15 protein-coding genes are annotated in these 16077 nt (G+C 65.9%); 7 read left to right on the top strand and 8 right to left on the bottom strand.

What is annotated here, in order from left to right:
* Positions 1–4: 4 nt before the first annotated feature.
* The 5 genes from ispG to DKT70_RS12310 all read right to left on the bottom strand — a co-directional run bounded on the left by ispG (position 5) and on the right by DKT70_RS12310 (position 3755).
* Positions 5–1135: a flavodoxin-dependent (E)-4-hydroxy-3-methylbut-2-enyl-diphosphate synthase gene (ispG, locus tag DKT70_RS12330; RefSeq protein ID WP_111559474.1), complete on the bottom strand. Its 1131-nt coding sequence runs from the start codon at positions 1133–1135 to the stop codon at positions 5–7.
* Positions 1136–1222: 87 nt separating this feature from the next.
* Positions 1223–1900 (bottom strand): thiamine diphosphokinase, encoded by a 678-nt coding sequence (locus DKT70_RS12325; protein WP_111559421.1) that lies wholly within the window; start codon positions 1898–1900, stop codon positions 1223–1225.
* Positions 1897–2109: a DUF2842 domain-containing protein gene (locus DKT70_RS12320; RefSeq protein WP_111559420.1), complete on the bottom strand. Its 213-nt coding sequence runs from the start codon at positions 2107–2109 to the stop codon at positions 1897–1899. Before DKT70_RS12320 ends, DKT70_RS12325 begins: the two co-directional genes overlap by 4 nt.
* A 49-nt stretch (positions 2110–2158) precedes the next feature.
* Positions 2159–3451, bottom strand: coding sequence for an adenylosuccinate synthase (locus DKT70_RS12315; protein ID WP_111559419.1), 1293 nt, complete (start codon positions 3449–3451; stop codon positions 2159–2161).
* A gap of 85 nt (positions 3452–3536) precedes the next feature.
* The gene (locus tag DKT70_RS12310; RefSeq protein ID WP_108502259.1) at positions 3537–3755 is read right to left on the bottom strand and encodes a SlyX family protein; all 219 of its coding nucleotides are present in this window, start codon (positions 3753–3755) and stop codon (positions 3537–3539) included.
* 57 nt (positions 3756–3812) lie between these two features.
* Between DKT70_RS12310 and hisS the strand changes: the two genes are divergently transcribed.
* The 3 genes from hisS to hisG are packed head-to-tail and all read left to right on the top strand — an operon-like array spanning position 3813 to position 7032.
* Positions 3813–5297: a histidine--tRNA ligase gene (gene hisS / locus DKT70_RS12305; RefSeq protein WP_111559418.1), complete on the top strand. Its 1485-nt coding sequence runs from the start codon at positions 3813–3815 to the stop codon at positions 5295–5297.
* Positions 5297–6355 (top strand): ATP phosphoribosyltransferase regulatory subunit, encoded by a 1059-nt coding sequence (locus DKT70_RS12300; RefSeq protein WP_111559473.1) that lies wholly within the window; start codon positions 5297–5299, stop codon positions 6353–6355. Before hisS ends, DKT70_RS12300 begins: the two co-directional genes overlap by 1 nt.
* Positions 6352–7032, top strand: a complete 681-nt coding sequence (hisG, locus tag DKT70_RS12295; protein ID WP_111559417.1) for an ATP phosphoribosyltransferase — start codon at positions 6352–6354, stop codon at positions 7030–7032. Before DKT70_RS12300 ends, hisG begins: the two co-directional genes overlap by 4 nt.
* Before the next feature lie 11 nt (positions 7033–7043).
* On the opposite strand, the gene DKT70_RS12290 is transcribed toward hisG, so the two are convergent.
* Both DKT70_RS12290 and DKT70_RS12285 read right to left on the bottom strand, forming a co-directional pair.
* Positions 7044–7949 carry a nickel/cobalt transporter gene (locus DKT70_RS12290; protein ID WP_111559472.1) on the bottom strand — a complete coding sequence of 302 codons (906 nt, stop codon included), beginning with the start codon at positions 7947–7949 and terminating at the stop codon, positions 7044–7046.
* Positions 7949–8611, bottom strand: coding sequence for a DUF1007 family protein (locus DKT70_RS12285; RefSeq protein WP_111559416.1), 663 nt, complete (start codon positions 8609–8611; stop codon positions 7949–7951). Before DKT70_RS12285 ends, DKT70_RS12290 begins: the two co-directional genes overlap by 1 nt.
* A gap of 159 nt (positions 8612–8770) precedes the next feature.
* Between DKT70_RS12285 and DKT70_RS12280 the strand changes: the two genes are divergently transcribed.
* From DKT70_RS12280 to DKT70_RS12265, 4 genes are all read left to right on the top strand, one after another.
* The gene (locus DKT70_RS12280) at positions 8771–9736 is read left to right on the top strand and encodes an alpha/beta fold hydrolase (RefSeq protein ID WP_111559415.1); all 966 of its coding nucleotides are present in this window, start codon (positions 8771–8773) and stop codon (positions 9734–9736) included.
* A gap of 60 nt (positions 9737–9796) precedes the next feature.
* Positions 9797–10456, top strand: a complete 660-nt coding sequence (locus DKT70_RS12275; protein ID WP_111559414.1) for a glutathione S-transferase family protein — start codon at positions 9797–9799, stop codon at positions 10454–10456.
* Between the two features lie 110 nt (positions 10457–10566).
* Entirely contained in the window at positions 10567–12525 is a 1959-nt protein-coding gene (gene parE, locus DKT70_RS12270) for a DNA topoisomerase IV subunit B (RefSeq protein ID WP_111559413.1), read from the top strand.
* Between the two features lie 116 nt (positions 12526–12641).
* Complete coding sequence (locus tag DKT70_RS12265) at positions 12642–13895, top strand: MFS transporter (protein WP_111559412.1); 1254 nt, start codon at positions 12642–12644, stop codon at positions 13893–13895.
* A gap of 34 nt (positions 13896–13929) precedes the next feature.
* On the opposite strand, the gene DKT70_RS12260 is transcribed toward DKT70_RS12265, so the two are convergent.
* Entirely contained in the window at positions 13930–16032 is a 2103-nt protein-coding gene (locus tag DKT70_RS12260; RefSeq protein ID WP_111559471.1) for a TonB-dependent siderophore receptor, read from the bottom strand.
* Positions 16033–16077: the final 45 nt, after the last annotated feature.

The following is a 16077-nucleotide window of genomic DNA, read 5'->3' as shown; positions in this document are numbered from 1 at the left end:
GGGCCTATTCAACGGCTGCTTCCGTAGCGGCTTCGGCCTCCAGCTTTTCGGCGCGTGCTTCGACCAGTTCGACGATGTGATCGACCATCTTCTCGTTCGACAGCTTGTGGCTCTGGCGACCGGCCATATAGATCATGCCGCTGCCCGCCCCACCGCCGGTAAAGCCCAGATCGGTCATCAGCGCCTCACCTGGGCCGTTGACCACGCAACCGATGATCGACAGGCTCATCGGGGTCTTGATATGCTCCAGCCGCTTTTCCAGCGCCTCGACCGTCTTGATGACGTCGAAACCCTGACGCGCACAGCTGGGGCAGGAAATGATCTGCACGCCGCGGGTGCGCAGGCCCAAGGATTTCAGGATCTCGAAGCCGACCTTAACCTCCTCGACGGGGTCGGCCGAAAGGCTGACGCGGATCGTGTCGCCGATGCCGGCCCACAGAAGGTTGCCCAGTCCCACCGCCGATTTCACCGTGCCGCCGACAAAGCCGCCCGCTTCGGTGATGCCCAGATGGATCGGGGCGTCGGTGGCATCGGCCAACTGCTGATAGGCCGCTGCAGCCAGGAACACGTCGCTGGCCTTCACGCTGATCTTGAATTCGTGGAAATCGTTGTCCTGCAGGATCTTGATGTGATCCATGCCGCTTTCGACCATCGCGTCGGGGCAAGGCTCGCCGTATTTCTCCAGCAGATGGCGTTCCAGGCTGCCCGCGTTGACGCCGATGCGGATGGAACAGCCGTGGTCGCGGGCGGCCTTGATGACCTCGCGGACGCGGTCGGCGCTGCCGATATTGCCGGGGTTGATGCGCAGGCAGGCGGCACCGGCCTCGGCGGCCTCGATGGCGCGCTTGTAGTGGAAGTGGATGTCCGCCACGATCGGGACCGGGCTTTCGCGGCAGATCTCCTTCAATGCCCGCGTCGTCTCCTGGTCGGGGGCGCTGATGCGCACGATGTCGGCGCCCGCGTCGGCGGCGCGGATCACCTGATCCAGCGTGGCGCGCACGTCGTGCCCGTCCGTGTTCGTCATCGTCTGGACGCTGATCGGCGCATCACCCCCCACGGGCACGTTGCCGACCATGATCTGACGGGATTTCCGACGCTCGATATTGCGCCAGGGGCGGATCGGGTTCAGCGACATCTGCAAGCCTCCGGTGGACGGGTTGCCCCTCAGATAGGCCATGCGGGGCGCGACGACAACCGCCACGGCCCGATCACCTTGTCGGGATCAGCCCGCGGGCACCGACAGGGCGGTCAGCACGGTGCCCAGGGATTTGCGCGGCAGGATGACCAGCATCTTGCCCTGGATCCGCAGCGAAACAACCCCCGTCGCCCGGTTCGACGTCCCGACGCGCGCACCCGGCGCGAAATCGATGCCGTCGATGGGCCATTCCAGCCCGCTGCTGGTCCCGCGCGCCGGTCCCATCGGATAGAGCGAGACGCGGGTGCACGGCATCAGCGGCAACGTCACCCGCGGCGGCGCCACGAAGATCACGTCATCCGAGGCGATCATGATGACCCGTGGCACGTCCTGGGCCACCAGCGCCGTCAGCGCCGCCAGCGTATGGTCCAGCCGCAGCCCCGCAAAGCCCACCGCCATGACGATGGGCGCGTCGATGCGCGTCAGGCATTTCACGAAATCGGTGCTGTCCTGTTCGGCCACATGCAACAGACGGTCGGGCGGGACGGCGGCCCGCCCCCGATCCGAGATGCTGTCCAGATCGCCGATCACCCAATCGGGCAGGCGGCCCAGTTCCAGCGCCCGATCAGCCCCCCCGTCAGCGGCGACAAGAACGGGCGCGATGGTCATCGCCAGTGCCAGATCGGCATCGCTGACCTGGCCGCCCCCGATGACGGTGATGCCCCGGTCGCTGGTGATGGGGCGCGTCACTGGGTCAGCCGTCATTCCTCTTTGCCAACGCCGAGGAACACCTTCTTGAAGGGCAGCGCCCAGAGGATGCCAAGGACGACATAGATCGCGACCTCGACCAGGATATGCTGGCGACCAAACCGCGCATCCAACCAGTTCATCAGCGTGACGGCGACGACCACGTAAAGCGGCATCAGCACCAGCAGGACAAGAAGCGACAGGCGCTTGCGGGACTTGAGGTTCATCGCGGTCTTTCCTTGGCAGGGGGGCGACATCGCCCCCCTTCTGGCGGGATCAATCCTCGAACGGGTCGGTCACCAGGATGGTGTCGTCGCGTTCGGGGCTGGTCGACAGCATGGCCACGGGGCATTGGATCAGCTCCTCGACCCGGCGGACATACTTGATGGCGGCGGCGGGCAAATCGGCCCAGCTGCGTGCACCTTGCGTGGATTCCTGCCATCCCTCCATCTCTTCGTAGATGGGGGTCACCTTGGCCTGCAGCGCGGCCGCGGTCGGCAGATAGTCGTATTTCACCCCGTCGATCTCATAGCCCGTGCAGATCTTCAGCGTCTTGAACCCGTCCAGAACATCCAGCTTGGTCAGCGCGATGCCGTTGACGCCGCTGATGGCGCAGGTCTGGCGCACCAGGACGGCATCGAACCAGCCGCATCGGCGCTTGCGCCCCGTCACAGTGCCGAATTCATGGCCGCGTTCGCCAAGGCGCTGGCCGTCCTCGTCCTGCAATTCGGTCGGGAACGGGCCTTCGCCCACGCGGGTGGTATAGGCCTTGACGATGCCCAGCACGAAATCGATCGCGCCCGGACCCATGCCGGTCCCCGAAGCCGCCGCCCCCGAGGTCGTAGTCGAGCTGGTGACATAGGGATAGGTGCCGAAATCGATGTCCAGCAGGCTTCCCTGCGCGCCTTCGAACAGGATGCGCTTGCCGGCCTTGCGGGCGTCGGACATGATCTTCCAGACGGGCTGGGCATAGGGCAGCAGCTTGGGCGCGATCTCCAGCAGCTTGGCCTTCAGCTCGGCGCGGTCGATGGCCTCGGCGCCAAGGCCTGTGCGCAGTGCGTCGTGATGGGCCAGCAGACGTTCGATGCGGTCGTCCAGCGTCTTTTCATCGCCCAGATCGGCCAGGCGGATGGCGCGGCGGCCGACCTTGTCCTCATACGCCGGGCCGATGCCGCGGCCGGTCGTGCCGATCTTGGCCTTGCCGGCAGCTTCCTCGCGCAGCTTGTCCAGATCCTGGTGCAGCGGCAGGATCAGGGGCGTGTTTTCCGCGATGATCAGGTTCTCGGTGCTGATCTTGACGCCCTGGCCCGCCAGCTTGTCGATTTCCGCAAAGAGCGACCAAGGGTCCAGCACGACGCCGTTGCCGATGACGGCCAGCTTGTCCTCGCGCACGATGCCCGAGGGCAGCAGCGACAGCTTGAAGACCTTCCCGTCGATCACCAGCGTGTGGCCGGCATTGTGGCCACCCTGGAAGCGCGCGATCACATCCGCGCGTTCAGACAGCCAGTCGACGATCTTGCCCTTGCCCTCGTCGCCCCATTGCGCTCCGACAACCACAACATTGGCCATGGACGATCCTTCCGTTTTCCGAAATCTTTTCGGACCGGCCATACCCCATCGACCCGCGCGGGGGAAGCCGAGATTTCGGCAGGCCTCAGTAATGCGGGGGCGGCTGGTCGGCGACGGCCACGCTGCCCTCGCCCTGGGCCTGGCGTTCGGCCTCGGCGCGCATCAGCATGTCCAGGCGGCGCGTCAGGCGACTGATCTCCTGATCCTGGCGTGCGATCACCTCGGACAGATCGTCCGTCACGCGGGTCAGATGGGCCAGAGCCACCTCCAGTTCGGTGATACGGTCGTCGGGCTTCTTGTCCATGTCGGATCCTTCCGTTAAGTCGGCGCTTGGATTTGGCCCCGTAAAGGCACAGGAACCATGGCAAAAGATCAAAAGAAGCAGCCCCGGCCCAAGGCCGAGACGCCCAAGGGCTTTCGCGACTATTTCGGCGCGGATGTCACCGAACGCAAGCAGATGCTGGACCGCATCGCCGCGATCTATCATCGCCATGGCTTCGATCCGCTGGAAACCAGCGCGGTCGAGACGGTCGAGGCCCTGGGCAAGTTCCTGCCCGACGTGGACCGCCCGAATGCCGGCGTCTTTGCCTGGCAAGAGGAGGCTGTCCCCGGCGGCGGCACCGCAGGCGACTGGCTGGCGCTGCGTTACGACCTGACAGCGCCCTTGGCGCGGGTCGCGGCGCAGTTCCGCAACGACCTGCCCAGCCCCTATCGCCGCTATGCGATGGGGCCTGTCTGGCGCAACGAAAAGCCGGGTCCGGGCCGCTTCCGCCAGTTCTATCAATGCGATGCCGATACGGTGGGCAGCGCATCTGTCGCAGCAGACGCCGAAATCTGCGCCATGCTGGCCGACGCGCTGGAGGCCGTGGGCATCGACCGCGGCGATTACATGGTCCGCATCAACAATCGCAAGGTCCTGAACGGCGTCCTTGAGGCCGCATCGGTCGGCGCCGATCAGTCCGACGACGTGCTGCGCACCATCGACAAGTTCGACAAGGTCGGGCGCGAGGGCGTGCTGGCGCTGCTGACCACGGGGCGGCGCGACGACAGCGGCGCCCAGATCGACGGCGTCGGCTTGACCAGCGAACAGGCAGCGCCCGTGCTGGCCTTCCTGACCTCGAAGGGGGATGACAACGCCGCGACCCTGGCCAATCTGCGCGCTGCGGTCGGGGCATCGGAAATCGGTGCCGAGGGTGTGCACGAACTGACCCAGATCGCCGACATGCTGGCCGCGATGGGCGTGGCCGAGGATCGCGCCGTCATCGACCCTTCCGTCGTGCGCGGCCTTGGCTATTACACCGGCCCCGTCTTCGAGGCCGAGCTGACCTTCGAGATCCTGGACGAAAAGGGCCGCAAGCGGCAGTTCGGGTCGGTCGCGGGCGGCGGTCGCTATGACGGGCTGGTCGAACGCTTTACCGGCCAGAAGGTCCCCGCCACCGGCGTCAGCATCGGCGTCGACCGCCTGCTGGCCGCCCTGCGCGCCAAGGGTCTGGCGGGGGAAACCGACATCGGCCCCGTCGTCGTCACCGTCATGGACCGCGACCGCATGTCGGATTACCAATCCATGGCCGCCGATCTGCGCGCCGCAGGCATCCGCGCCGAGGTCTATCTGGGCAACCCCAAGAATTTTGGCAATCAGCTGAAATACGCCGACAAGCGCGGCGCACCCGTCGCCATCATCCAGGGCGGCAACGAGGCCGAGCGCGGCGTCGTGCAGGTCAAGGACCTGGTCCTGGGCGCTAGGATCGCCGCCGAGGCCACCTTGGACGAATGGAAATCCCAGCCCGCCCAGACCGAAGTCGCCCGCGCCGACCTGGTCGCCGAAGTCCGGCGGATCCTGGGATGATCGGCAAGCGCGACAAACAGATCGTCGGCCAGCGCCTGCTGGCGGCCTTCCGCGATGCGGGTGCGGCAGAGATCGCGCCCGACATCCTGCTGCCCGCCGAAAGCTTGCTGGACCTCTATGGCGAGGATATCCGCGCCCGCGCCTATGTCACCGCCGACCCCATCCGGGGCGAGATGATGCTGCGCCCCGACTTCACCGTTCCGGTCGTCCAGGCGCATATGGAAAGCGGCGCCGAACCCGCGCGGTACTGCTATCTGGGCGAGGTCTTTCGCAAGCAGGACATGGGCGACACCCGCCCCGCCAACCCCCGCGACAACGAATACCTGCAGGCGGGGTTCGAGCTGTTCAGCCGCGACCCCGATGCCGATGCCGAACTGTTCGCCCTGTTCCACGGTCTGGTCGCCCCCTATGGGTTGACCGCGCGGATGGGCGACATGGGGCTGCTACTTGATGCGGTGGCGGGGCTGCCGCTGACGCAGGACCGGGCGCGGGCGCTGTCGCACCATATCTGGCGTCCGGGGCGTTTCGACCGCCTGCTGCAGCGTTTCTCGACCCCCTCGACCATGCGGCAGTTCGATCAGCCGGGCGCGGTCTGGGCCGGGCTGCGCACGCAGGATGAGATGACCCGCCGCATTGCGCGCCTGCAGGCCGATGCCGCCGTCCCCCCCCTGCCCGCCATCTGGTCCGAACGCTTGCACCGTCTGTTCGCCCTGCGCGCACCAGCACCGCAAGCCCTGCCCGCGCTGCGCGACCTGGCCGCCGACATGCCCTCGATCGCGCCCGCCGTGGCCCGCATCGCGACGCGCATGCAGGCCATCGCGGATCGCGGCATCGACCTGGACGGCATCGTCTTCGATGCCAGCCACGGCCGCACCACCCTGGAATATTACGACGGCTTCACCTTCAGCTTCGTTGCCGACCGCGACGGTTGGCCGGCCATCGCATCGGGCGGGCGCTATGACGCGCTGACCCGCGTCCTGGGCAAAGGTCGCGAAATTCCCGCCGTGGGTGGCATCATCCGCCCCGGCCTGATCGCCGAATTGGAGGCCAGCGCATGATCCGCCTTGGCGTGCCGTCCAAGGGGCGGCTGATGGAACAGACCTTCGACTGGTTCGCGGAACGCGGCGTGACGCTGTCGCGCAGCGGGTCGGACCGCGAATATGCAGGTCGTGTCGACGGGGCCGAGGGCGTGTCCCTGGTCCTGCTGTCGGCGGGCGAGATCCCGCGCGAACTGGCCGCGGGCCGGATCGAGATGGGCGTCACCGGCACCGATCTGGTGCGCGAAAAGCTGGCCGGATGGACCTCGGACGTGGTGGAGCTGGCGCCGATGGGTTTCGGCCATGCCGACCTGATCATCGCGGTGCCCGAATGCTGGCGCGATTGCCGCGATCTGGACGATTTCGCGGCCATCGCCCGCGATTTCCGCGCCGAACACGGCTTTCGCCTGCGGATCGCCACCAAGTATCACCGCCTGGTCCGTGCCTTTCTGGCCCTGCACGAGGTCGCCGATTACCAACTGGTCGACAGCCAAGGCGCGACCGAGGGCACCGTCGCCAACCTGACCGCCGAGGCGATCGCGGACATCACATCATCCGGGGCGACGCTGCAGGCCAACAACCTGCGCATCCTTCAAGCCGAACCGATCCTGCGGTCGCAGGCGACGCTGTTCGCCAATCGCGCGGCCCAAGGGCCGCAAATGCGGGCCTTTCTGGATCAGCTGGGCCTGACTGCTTAGAGCAGGGCCGCCTAAAGCAGGATCGCCGCCGACACGGCGGCGATCAGCAAGCCCGCGCCCAGCTGCATCGCGCCCGGCAGCCATTGCCCCACGCGCGCCAAGGGCCCCGTTTGCGGGAACAGCGCAAAGCTGCCCTGCCGCGCCCAGACCGACAGCCCCGCCACCGCTAGCGTGACCGAGGCCGTCCCCAGCCCCATCGCCAGCGTTCCCAGCACCCCTGCCCCGAAGATCTGCATCCGCCATGTAAGGATCAGCAGGAACAGCGCCCCCGTGCAGGGCCGCGCCGCGATGCTGGCCATCAGCAGGATCGCGTCGCGCCAAGACCGCGTCTGGACCGCCTGCTGCGGCGTCGGCCCATGGGCGTGACCGCAGCCGCAATCGGGGCCGTGATGGCGGTCGTGGTGGTCATGCGCCGCCCGTGCCATCAGCATCCGCGCGCCCCGCCATGCCAGCCAAAGGCCGATTAGCGCGATCAGGGCGGTGCTGATGGTGGTCATGTGATCCTCGGTCAGGTCGGTCATCGCCTGGCGCGTCAGGTCCAGAAACGTGATGCCGCTCCAGACCAGGGCGATGGCCGTGCCCGCCTGTGCGACCGATGACAGGACCGACAGCACCGCCAGTCGGCCCAGCGGCACTTGCGTACCAAAGCCATAGCTGCCGATGACCAGCTTGCCATGCCCCGGCCCGACCGCGTGCACGAACCCATAGCCGAAACAGACGGCCATCAGCCCCAGCAACGCACCCGGCTGTCCGGCTCGCAGGGCGCGCAGCGATCCGGCCATCAGGTCCTGGGCCTGCCTTTGCTGCAAGGCGGCCCAGTTCTGGATGCCCTCAAGGTCCCCGGCAAACCACAGCGCCGCAAGCATCGCGGCGACGACAAGCCCGGTCAGGGCGATGGGCCTGACCGCTGCGGCCATCATCCCCCGGCCCCGCAATCGATGCGGACCTGATCGGCGCCGACATTGCCAATATCGACGGTCAACATTTCGGGCTGGGTGCTGTCATCCTGGGCCAAGGCCGCTTCGACAGCATCGTCATAGGCCTTGGCGGCGGCCTGGGGGTCGCCTGTCTGCTGGGTCATGCGGCAAGGCGCGCGACCGGTAAAGACGGGCGCATCGGGCATGCTGAACTGGACATAATATTCGGGGTCATAGACCTGGATCGTCAGCGGGACGTCTTCCGCCAGGGGCGTTTCAAGGGCCCGCAGATGGGTCGAGATCAGCTGCCCGTCCTGATAGCGGGCCTTGAAATCGGTCCCCGGTCCCATCGCGACAGGCCGGTCATCGACGCTGAGGAACAGCCGCCCGTCAAAGCCCGGTTCCCAATCCGCGTCAAAACCCTGCAGCCGCTGCAGTTCGTCCTGGGTCAGGATGCCGTCGCCATCGGGGTCAAGGTCTAGATCCTCGATGATCAGCAGGGAATAGAAGGCGTCATAGGCCCATTCGACCTGCACCTGCCGCAGGGCGTCATCGCGATAGGACAGCCGCAGCCCGGCATCAATGAAGACATGGGGATGGGCCCCGGCGGCCAGCGGGGCCAGCGTCAGGGCAAGCGACATGAGGGTCAGGCGGGCATTCATGGGGCTGGGGCACCTTGTTGTGGAGTCGCCCCCAGTTACGGCGCAAACGGGTTCGGTGCAAATCACCGATGCGCCGACCGGCGGTTTGACGCAGGCCTGCACTGGAACCCGACCGGATGCGTGTCTGTTGGCCAAGGGAACGCGAAAGGGACCTCCTCCATGCCGAAAACGAAACCGCTGCTTCTGGGACTTGCGGCGGCGCTGCTGCTGAGCGGATGCGCCGCCCTGGTCGACAAACGCGCCACATCCCGCGAAAACGCCTTCGAGGCGCAGTTTCCGCCGACGGGCCAGCTGTTGCAGGTGAACGGCACCACGGTACATGCCGACGTTCGCGGCAGCGGGCCGGACCTGGTCCTGATCCACGGGGCCAGCGGCAACACGCGCGATTTCACCTTCGACCTGGTCGGGCGCCTGACCGACCGTTATCGCGTCATCGCGCTGGACCGACCCGGGCTGGGCTGGACCGATTCCATCGGCGATCAGACCGACAACCCGCTAGCGCAGGCCGATCTGCTGCGGGCTGCGGCCAAGCAGCTGGATGTTAGGGACCCCATCGTGCTGGGCCACAGCTATGGCGGGGCCGTCACGATGGGCTGGGCGCTGCGCGACCCGTCAGGGCCTGCGGCGCTGGTCCTGGTGTCGGGCGCAACCTATCCCTGGCCCGGAGAGCTGAGCCGCTGGTACGATTTCATGAACAGCAGCATCGGCGAACATACGGCCGTGCCGCTGATCACCGCATTCGCCCCCGAAAGCCGGGTGGACGACATCGTTGCGGGTATCTTTGAACCGCAGGACCCGCCCAAGGGCTATGTCGATTACATCGGGGCCGGACTGTCGGCGCGGCGCGAAAGCCTGATTGCCAATTCCGAACAGGTGGGCAACCTGAAACCCTATCTGGCGGCAATGGCCCCCAAGTACTCCGAACTGACCATGCCGATCGAAATCGTCCATGGCGACGCCGACGATACCGTCTATCTGGATGTCCATTCCGGCCGCATGGCGCGCGAATTGCCCAACGCGCGCCTGACCGTGCTGCCGGGCATCGGCCACATGCCCCACCACGCCGATCCGCAGGCCATCGTCGACGCCATCGACCGGGCCGCCACGCGGGCGGGCATCCGCTGAGGAGGCTTGCGCCCCGCGTGCCGAACCTCCACCTTGAGGGCCAGATCACAAGGGGGCATCATGCTGACCATTCACGGCGTCGCGCGGTCGCGCGCCTCGCGCATCATCTGGCTGTGCCACGAACTGGGCCTGCCTTTCCTCCACCGCCCCGTCATCCAGGCCTATCGCCTGGCCGATGTCGGCGCAGCGGACGCGCCGACCAACACGCGCAGCCCCGATTTCCTGGCGCTGTCGCCCGCGGGCGCGGTCCCGGTGCTGCAAGACGGGGATTTGACGCTGTCGGAATCCATGGCCTGCACGTTGTATCTGGCGCGCAAGCATGGCGGTCCCTTGGGTCCGCAGGATGACAACGAAGACGCCCTAATGATGCAGTGGTCGTTCTATGCCGCCACCAGCATCGAACCCGATGCGCTGACGATCCTGTTCCTGCACAACCGCGGCACCCTGCAATCGGCCGAGGATACGGGCCTAGTGGCCGAGGCCGCGACGCGGCTGATCCGCCCCCTGAAGGTGGTCGAACAGCAGTTGGCAACCCACAGCTATCTGGTCGGTGACCGTTTTACCGTCGCGGACCTGAACATGGCCGAGGTGCTGCGCTATGCCCAGGGGCATGACGATCTGATGTCGCAATTCCCCGCGACACGCGACTGGCTGACCGCCTGTCAGCAGCGGCAGGGCTTTGTCCAGATGGTCGCCCTGCGCGAGGCCGAACCTGCCTGATCGCGCCGCAATCCTTGGTGGCGGGCAAGGCCGGGGACCACAAGCCCTTGCCGCCCGCCCCTTGGGCGTGAGATAACCGCCCCCAACACGCGACGAAACGAGCATACCCGATGGCCGATGATCTTCTCTCCGGTGGCAACAGCACCGACAGCTATTCCGCATCCTCGATCGAGGTTCTGGAGGGATTGGAACCTGTCCGCAAACGCCCCGGCATGTATATCGGCGGCACCGACGAACGGGCGCTGCACCACCTTGTGGCCGAGATCTTGGACAACTCGATGGACGAGGCCGTGGCGGGCCATGCCAGCCGCATCGAGATCGAGCTGTTGGCCGATCATAGCGTCGTGGTGCGCGACAACGGGCGCGGTATTCCCATCGACCCCCACCCCAAATTCCCCGGCAAATCCGCGCTGGAGGTGATCCTCTGCACGCTGCATGCGGGGGGCAAGTTCTCGGGCGATGCCTATGAGACCTCGGGCGGGTTGCACGGGGTCGGCGCATCGGTGGTGAACGCCCTGTCCGACAGCATGGTCGTTCAGGTCGCGCGCAACAAGGAACTGTTCGAACAGCGCTTTTCGCGCGGCATCCCCGAAGGACCCGTCGTCAAGGTCGGCGCGGCCCCGAACCGGCGCGGCACGACTGTGACCTTCCATGCCGACGAACAGATCTTTGGCCATCACCGCTTCAAGCCCGCCCGCCTGATGAAGATGGTCAAGTCCAAGGCCTATCTGTTCAGCGGCGTGGAAATCCGCTGGAAGACCGAAATCGACGACGGCGAAACCCCGCGCGAGGCGACCTTCCATTTCCCTGGCGGCTTGGCCGATTACCTGTCGGAAACCCTGTCGGGTGCCACGACCTATGCCGAGCGCCCCTTCGCGGGTAGCATCGATTTCAAACGCTTCAACGCGCCCGGCAAGGTCGATTGGGCCATCAACTGGACGCCCGCGCGCGACGGCTTCATCCAGTCCTATTGCAACACCGTCCCCACCCCCGAAGGCGGCACCCACGAGGCAGGCTTCTGGTCGGCCATCCTGAAGGGCGTGCGCGCCTATGGCGAACGCGTCAACAACAAGAAGGCCGGCAACATCACGCGCGAGGATCTGCTGACGGGCGGCTGCGCGCTGGTCAGCTGCTTCATCCGCGAACCGGAATTCGTGGGCCAGACCAAGGACCGCCTGGCCACGGTCGAGGCCGCGCGCCTGGTGGAAAACGCCGTGCGCGACCATTTCGACAACTGGCTGGCCTCGGACACGAAATCGGCCGGCGCGATCCTGGACTTCCTGATCCTGCGGGCCGACGAACGCCTGCGCCGCCGCCAGGAAAAGGAAACTGCCCGAAAGACCGCCACGAAAAAGCTGCGCCTGCCCGGCAAGCTGGTCGATTGCAGCGCCACCAACCGCGAAGGAACCGAGCTGTTCATCGTCGAGGGCGACAGCGCAGGTGGCAGTGCCAAGATGGCGCGCGACCGCACGAAACAGGCCCTGCTGCCGCTGCGCGGCAAGATCCTGAACGTGCTGGGCGCGGCATCGTCCAAGATGGGTGCTAACCAGGAAATCAACGACCTGTGCCAAGCTCTGGGCGTCAGCATGGGGACCAGGTTCAACGTCGATGATCTGCGCTATGACAAGATCATCATCATGACCGACGCCGATGTGGACGGCGCCCATATCGCCAGCCTGCTGATGACGTTCTTCTTCACGCAGATGCGTCCGATGATCGACCGTGGGCATCTGTACCTGGCCTGCCCGCCGCTTTACCGCCTGACGCAGGGCGCGCATCGCGTCTATGTCTCGGACGATGCCGAGAAGGAGCGGATGATGGCCAAGGGCCTGGGCGGTCGCGGCAAGATCGACATGCAGCGCTTTAAGGGTCTGGGCGAGATGGACGCCAAGGACCTGAAGGACACCACGATGAACCCGGCCACCCGCAAGCTGATCCGCGTCAGCATCGATGATGACGAAGGCGGCGAAACCGGCGATCTGGTCGAACGCCTGATGGGCAAGAAGCCCGAGCTGCGCTTTCAGTACATCCAGGAAAACGCGCAATTCGTCGAAGAACTGGACGTCTAGGGTCCATTTCCGGCGCCCAGGGTCGCAAACCGGCCGGGGGATGACGAAATCGGTGTGACGCGCGGGTTATTCCCTGACAAGGTGCCCGGATCGGGAAACCTGCAAGGACAAGCGCGATGATCAGCACCCTCATGTCGGTCTGGGCCCTGCTTGTCGGCGTCGTGCTGATCCTGATGGGCAACGGCATGCAGTTCACGCTGATCGGCCTGCGCGGAGAGATCGAGGGCTTCTCCTCGATCGCGCTGGCCATCGTCACCTCGGGCTATTTCGTGGGCTTCCTGTCGGGGGCACGGCTGACGCCGGTGATGATCCGCCGGGTGGGTCATGTGCGAGTTTTTGCCGCCCTTGGCAGCTTTACCTCGGCGGGGCTGATCGCGCTGCCGCTGGTCCCCGAGCCTTTGGCCTGGACGATCCTGCGCGCCATCATCGGGTTCTGCATGTCGGGCATCTATGTGGCCGCCGAAAGCTGGCTGAACGCGGCATCAACCAACCAGACGCGGGGCCAGGTCCTGTCGGCCTATATGATCGCGCAGACCTTGGGCATCATCGGGGCGCAGGCGCTTCTGCCCTTCGGGAACGCGGGCAATTCGGCGCTGTTCATCGTCGCCTCAATCCTTGTGTCGATATCCTTCGCGCCGATCCTGCTGTCGGTGGCCCCGGCCCCGGTGGTCGAGGTTGCGCGCCCCATGTCGATGACGGACCTGCTGCGCGCCGCCCCCCTCAGCACCGTGGGGATCTTCCTGCTGGGCAGCGTCTATGCGACGCAATCGGGGATGGCGGCGGTCTTTGGCACCCAGATCGGCATGACCGCATCGCAGATCGCGCTGTTCGTGGCGATGCTGTTCGGGGGTGCGCTGCTGCTGCAATATCCGATCGGCTGGCTGTCGGACCGCATGGACCGGCGCAAGCTGATCTTCGGCGCGGCGCTGCTGGGTGCGCTGTTCTGCGCCTTTGGCATCATGGTCGGGGGCGATCTGTGGCCGCTGATGGCGGCAGCGTTCTTCGCTGGCGGGGTGACGACGCCCCTTTATGCGCTGTTCCTTGCCTATACCAACGACGCCCTTGCGCCCGAGGACATGCCGGCCGCATCGGGCGGGCTGGTCTTCACCTTCGGGTTGGGGGCGATCGCCGGGCCGATCGTCGCGGGCTGGGCCATGGAAAGGCTGGGACCGGCGGGCTTCTGGTCGGTGCTGGGGGCGCTGTTCACCACCATCGCGCTCTATGCGCTTTATCGGATGACGCAGCGGGCGGCCATTCCCGTGGCGCAGACCGAAAGCTATCTGGGGGTGATACCGACCACCTCGCCCGTCGCGGTCGAAGCCGCCGGTGCCTGGGCCGCCGAACAGGCCGAGATTTCGGAACCCGAATGATGCCCCACCCGCGCGGGCGGATGGGGCGATGTCCTTACCAGCTGCGGCGCAGCGTGGCCGAAACCTCGCGGCCCGCATTGTAGAAATCGGCATAAAGCCCGCCATAGGCCGAATAGGTTTCGTCCGTCAGGTTGCTGACATTGACCGACAGGCTGGTCTGGTCGTTCATCTGATAGGAATAGGCCGCATCCAGCAGCACATGCCCCGAGGTCGAGGACGTGTTCGTATCGTCATAGGCATAGCTGCCGACATAACGCGCCCCCAGCCCAAAGGTCATGTCGCCACGGCCGCCCTCGCCAGCGACCAGGTAATCCATCCAGACCGACGCCGTGTGTTCGGGAACCAGGCCAAGCCGGTTGCCCTCGTTTCCGGCGGTGCCGTTCCGCACGATCTTGCTGTCGACATAGGAATAGGCGGCAGTCAGCGTGATGTTCGGCGTCATCTCGGACTTGGCTTCCAGGTCCAGCCCGCGGACCCGGACCTCGCCGATGGTCGAGGCGCGGTTGGTGACGGGATCGGTGCGGGTGATGTTGTCCTTGGTCAGGTCATAGACCGCCGCGCTGAAGATCGAACGGCTGGAGAGCGGCGCATATTTCACCCCCAACTCGTATTGCTCGCCGCGTTCGGGGGCCAATCCAACGGCAGCGGGAACCACCGATTGGGCGAAACTGCCATAGACCGAGAGTTCATCCGTGGCCTTGTAGGTCAGACCCAGCCGGCCGCTGGTCTCGCTGATGTCGCCGCTGGCATTGGTGCCAGCCAAGCGGTCGTTGATGCCGGTGTCCAGCCAGTCATGGCGCAGGCCCGCCGACAGCACATATTTGCCCGCGAAGGTCATTTCCTGCTGGCCATAGATCGCGCGACCGCGCTGCCGCGTCTGCGTGTCGGTGATGATCGGCACGCTGTCGGGCGCGCCGGTATAGACGGGGTTCGTCCAGTCGATATCGGGGGCCGGGCCGAAGCCGTATGACCGCGTCTGGGTGGATTTGCTGAACTCGACCCCCAGCATGCTGCGGCTGTCGATGCCGCCCAGGGCCGTGTCATATGTCAGGCGGGCATCGCCGATCAGCTGATGTTCGCGGTTGTCGTCGGTGAAGAAGGCACGGTTCGCGACGGTCCCCTCGGCGGGCGTCCCCGAGATATAGGCATAGCCGAAATCGCTTTCGGTATCACTGTAGCGCAGGGTCGACGACAGGCTAAGGCCCCCGCCGAAATCATGATCCATGATCAGCGACGCCGTGGTCCGGTCGGTGCCGCGATAGTTGAAATCCGGCTCTCCGAAGAAATCGCTGCGGTCGAAACGCGTGCCCATCGGGAAACCGCCGCTGCCGGGAATGCCGTCGCGGTCCAGGACGTCGACCACCAGGCTGACGCTGGTCGCGGCATCGGGACGCCAGGTCAGGCCGCCCATCAGGAATTTCTCGTCGTTGCGGGACGGTTCGTAATCGGCCTCGCCATCGCGCAGCTTGCCCGTCAGGCGATAGGAGAGCGTGTCGTCCGAGGTCAGGTTGTCGCCGAAATCAAACCCCGCCTCGGCGCGTTCGTCGGACCCGAGGGTGGTATAAACCTCGCCAAAGCGGTCTGATTTCGGCAGCTTGGTCTGATAGTTGACCGCCCCGCCGGGGTCCGACACGCCAAAGGCGCTGGAATTGGCGCCCTTGACGATCTCGAACCGGTCATAGGCATAGGCTTCCTCGCGGATCGAGCCGAAGGGGGCACCCAGGGGCAGGCCGTCGCGATAGGTATTGGGGTCGAAACCCCGCACCTTGAAGTAATCGAACCGCTCATCGGCGCCATATTGGTCGGTGACGACGCCAGCGGTATAGGCCAACACGTCCTCGATGGTTTCGGCACCGCGGGCGCGCGTCTCGGCCTCGGTCACGACCGACACAGAGGCCGAGCTGTCCAGAAAGGGCGTGTTTAGCTTGCCCGCCCCGCCCGACCGCAGCGCCACGATCGATCCGTTATCCTCGCCATCGACGACGATGGGTTCCAGGACGACCACCTGGTCATCCGCCTGTTGCGCATGCAGCCCCGTGGCCATCACCGCCATGACCGAGCTGCATCCCAGCAGGGTTGCGATCAGCACCCTGCCCCCACGGCCTGTCGCAAAGCCGCTTCCTGTCGTGATCCGCATGAAGATCTTCCGCAATGAAATGTTGTCTTGCTGGCTACCGGGGGC

This window comes from Paracoccus sediminilitoris, assembly GCF_003259195.1.
Taxonomy (GTDB): domain Bacteria; phylum Pseudomonadota; class Alphaproteobacteria; order Rhodobacterales; family Rhodobacteraceae; genus Paracoccus; species Paracoccus sediminilitoris.
This window is presented reverse-complemented; position numbering and strand designations above follow the sequence as displayed.

What these genes read in the sequence shown, in the direction of transcription:
- DKT70_RS12325 (WP_111559421.1), bottom strand. Translation starts at nt 1,900, where the DNA reads ATGACGGCTGACCCAGTGACGCGCCCCATCACCAGCGACCGGGGCATC.
- DKT70_RS12280 (WP_111559415.1), top strand. Translation starts at nt 8,771, where the DNA reads ATGCCGAAAACGAAACCGCTGCTTCTGGGACTTGCGGCGGCGCTGCTG.
- DKT70_RS12275 (WP_111559414.1), top strand. Translation starts at nt 9,797, where the DNA reads ATGCTGACCATTCACGGCGTCGCGCGGTCGCGCGCCTCGCGCATCATC.
- DKT70_RS12285 (WP_111559416.1), bottom strand. Translation starts at nt 8,611, where the DNA reads ATGAATGCCCGCCTGACCCTCATGTCGCTTGCCCTGACGCTGGCCCCG.
- hisG (WP_111559417.1), top strand. Translation starts at nt 6,352, where the DNA reads ATGATCCGCCTTGGCGTGCCGTCCAAGGGGCGGCTGATGGAACAGACC.
- DKT70_RS12260 (WP_111559471.1), bottom strand. Translation starts at nt 16,032, where the DNA reads ATGCGGATCACGACAGGAAGCGGCTTTGCGACAGGCCGTGGGGGCAGG.
- DKT70_RS12265 (WP_111559412.1), top strand. Translation starts at nt 12,642, where the DNA reads ATGATCAGCACCCTCATGTCGGTCTGGGCCCTGCTTGTCGGCGTCGTG.
- DKT70_RS12310 (WP_108502259.1), bottom strand. Translation starts at nt 3,755, where the DNA reads ATGGACAAGAAGCCCGACGACCGTATCACCGAACTGGAGGTGGCTCTG.
- ispG (WP_111559474.1), bottom strand. Translation starts at nt 1,135, where the DNA reads ATGTCGCTGAACCCGATCCGCCCCTGGCGCAATATCGAGCGTCGGAAA.
- DKT70_RS12320 (WP_111559420.1), bottom strand. Translation starts at nt 2,109, where the DNA reads ATGAACCTCAAGTCCCGCAAGCGCCTGTCGCTTCTTGTCCTGCTGGTG.
- hisS (WP_111559418.1), top strand. Translation starts at nt 3,813, where the DNA reads ATGGCAAAAGATCAAAAGAAGCAGCCCCGGCCCAAGGCCGAGACGCCC.
- DKT70_RS12290 (WP_111559472.1), bottom strand. Translation starts at nt 7,949, where the DNA reads ATGGCCGCAGCGGTCAGGCCCATCGCCCTGACCGGGCTTGTCGTCGCC.
- parE (WP_111559413.1), top strand. Translation starts at nt 10,567, where the DNA reads ATGGCCGATGATCTTCTCTCCGGTGGCAACAGCACCGACAGCTATTCC.
- DKT70_RS12315 (WP_111559419.1), bottom strand. Translation starts at nt 3,451, where the DNA reads ATGGCCAATGTTGTGGTTGTCGGAGCGCAATGGGGCGACGAGGGCAAG.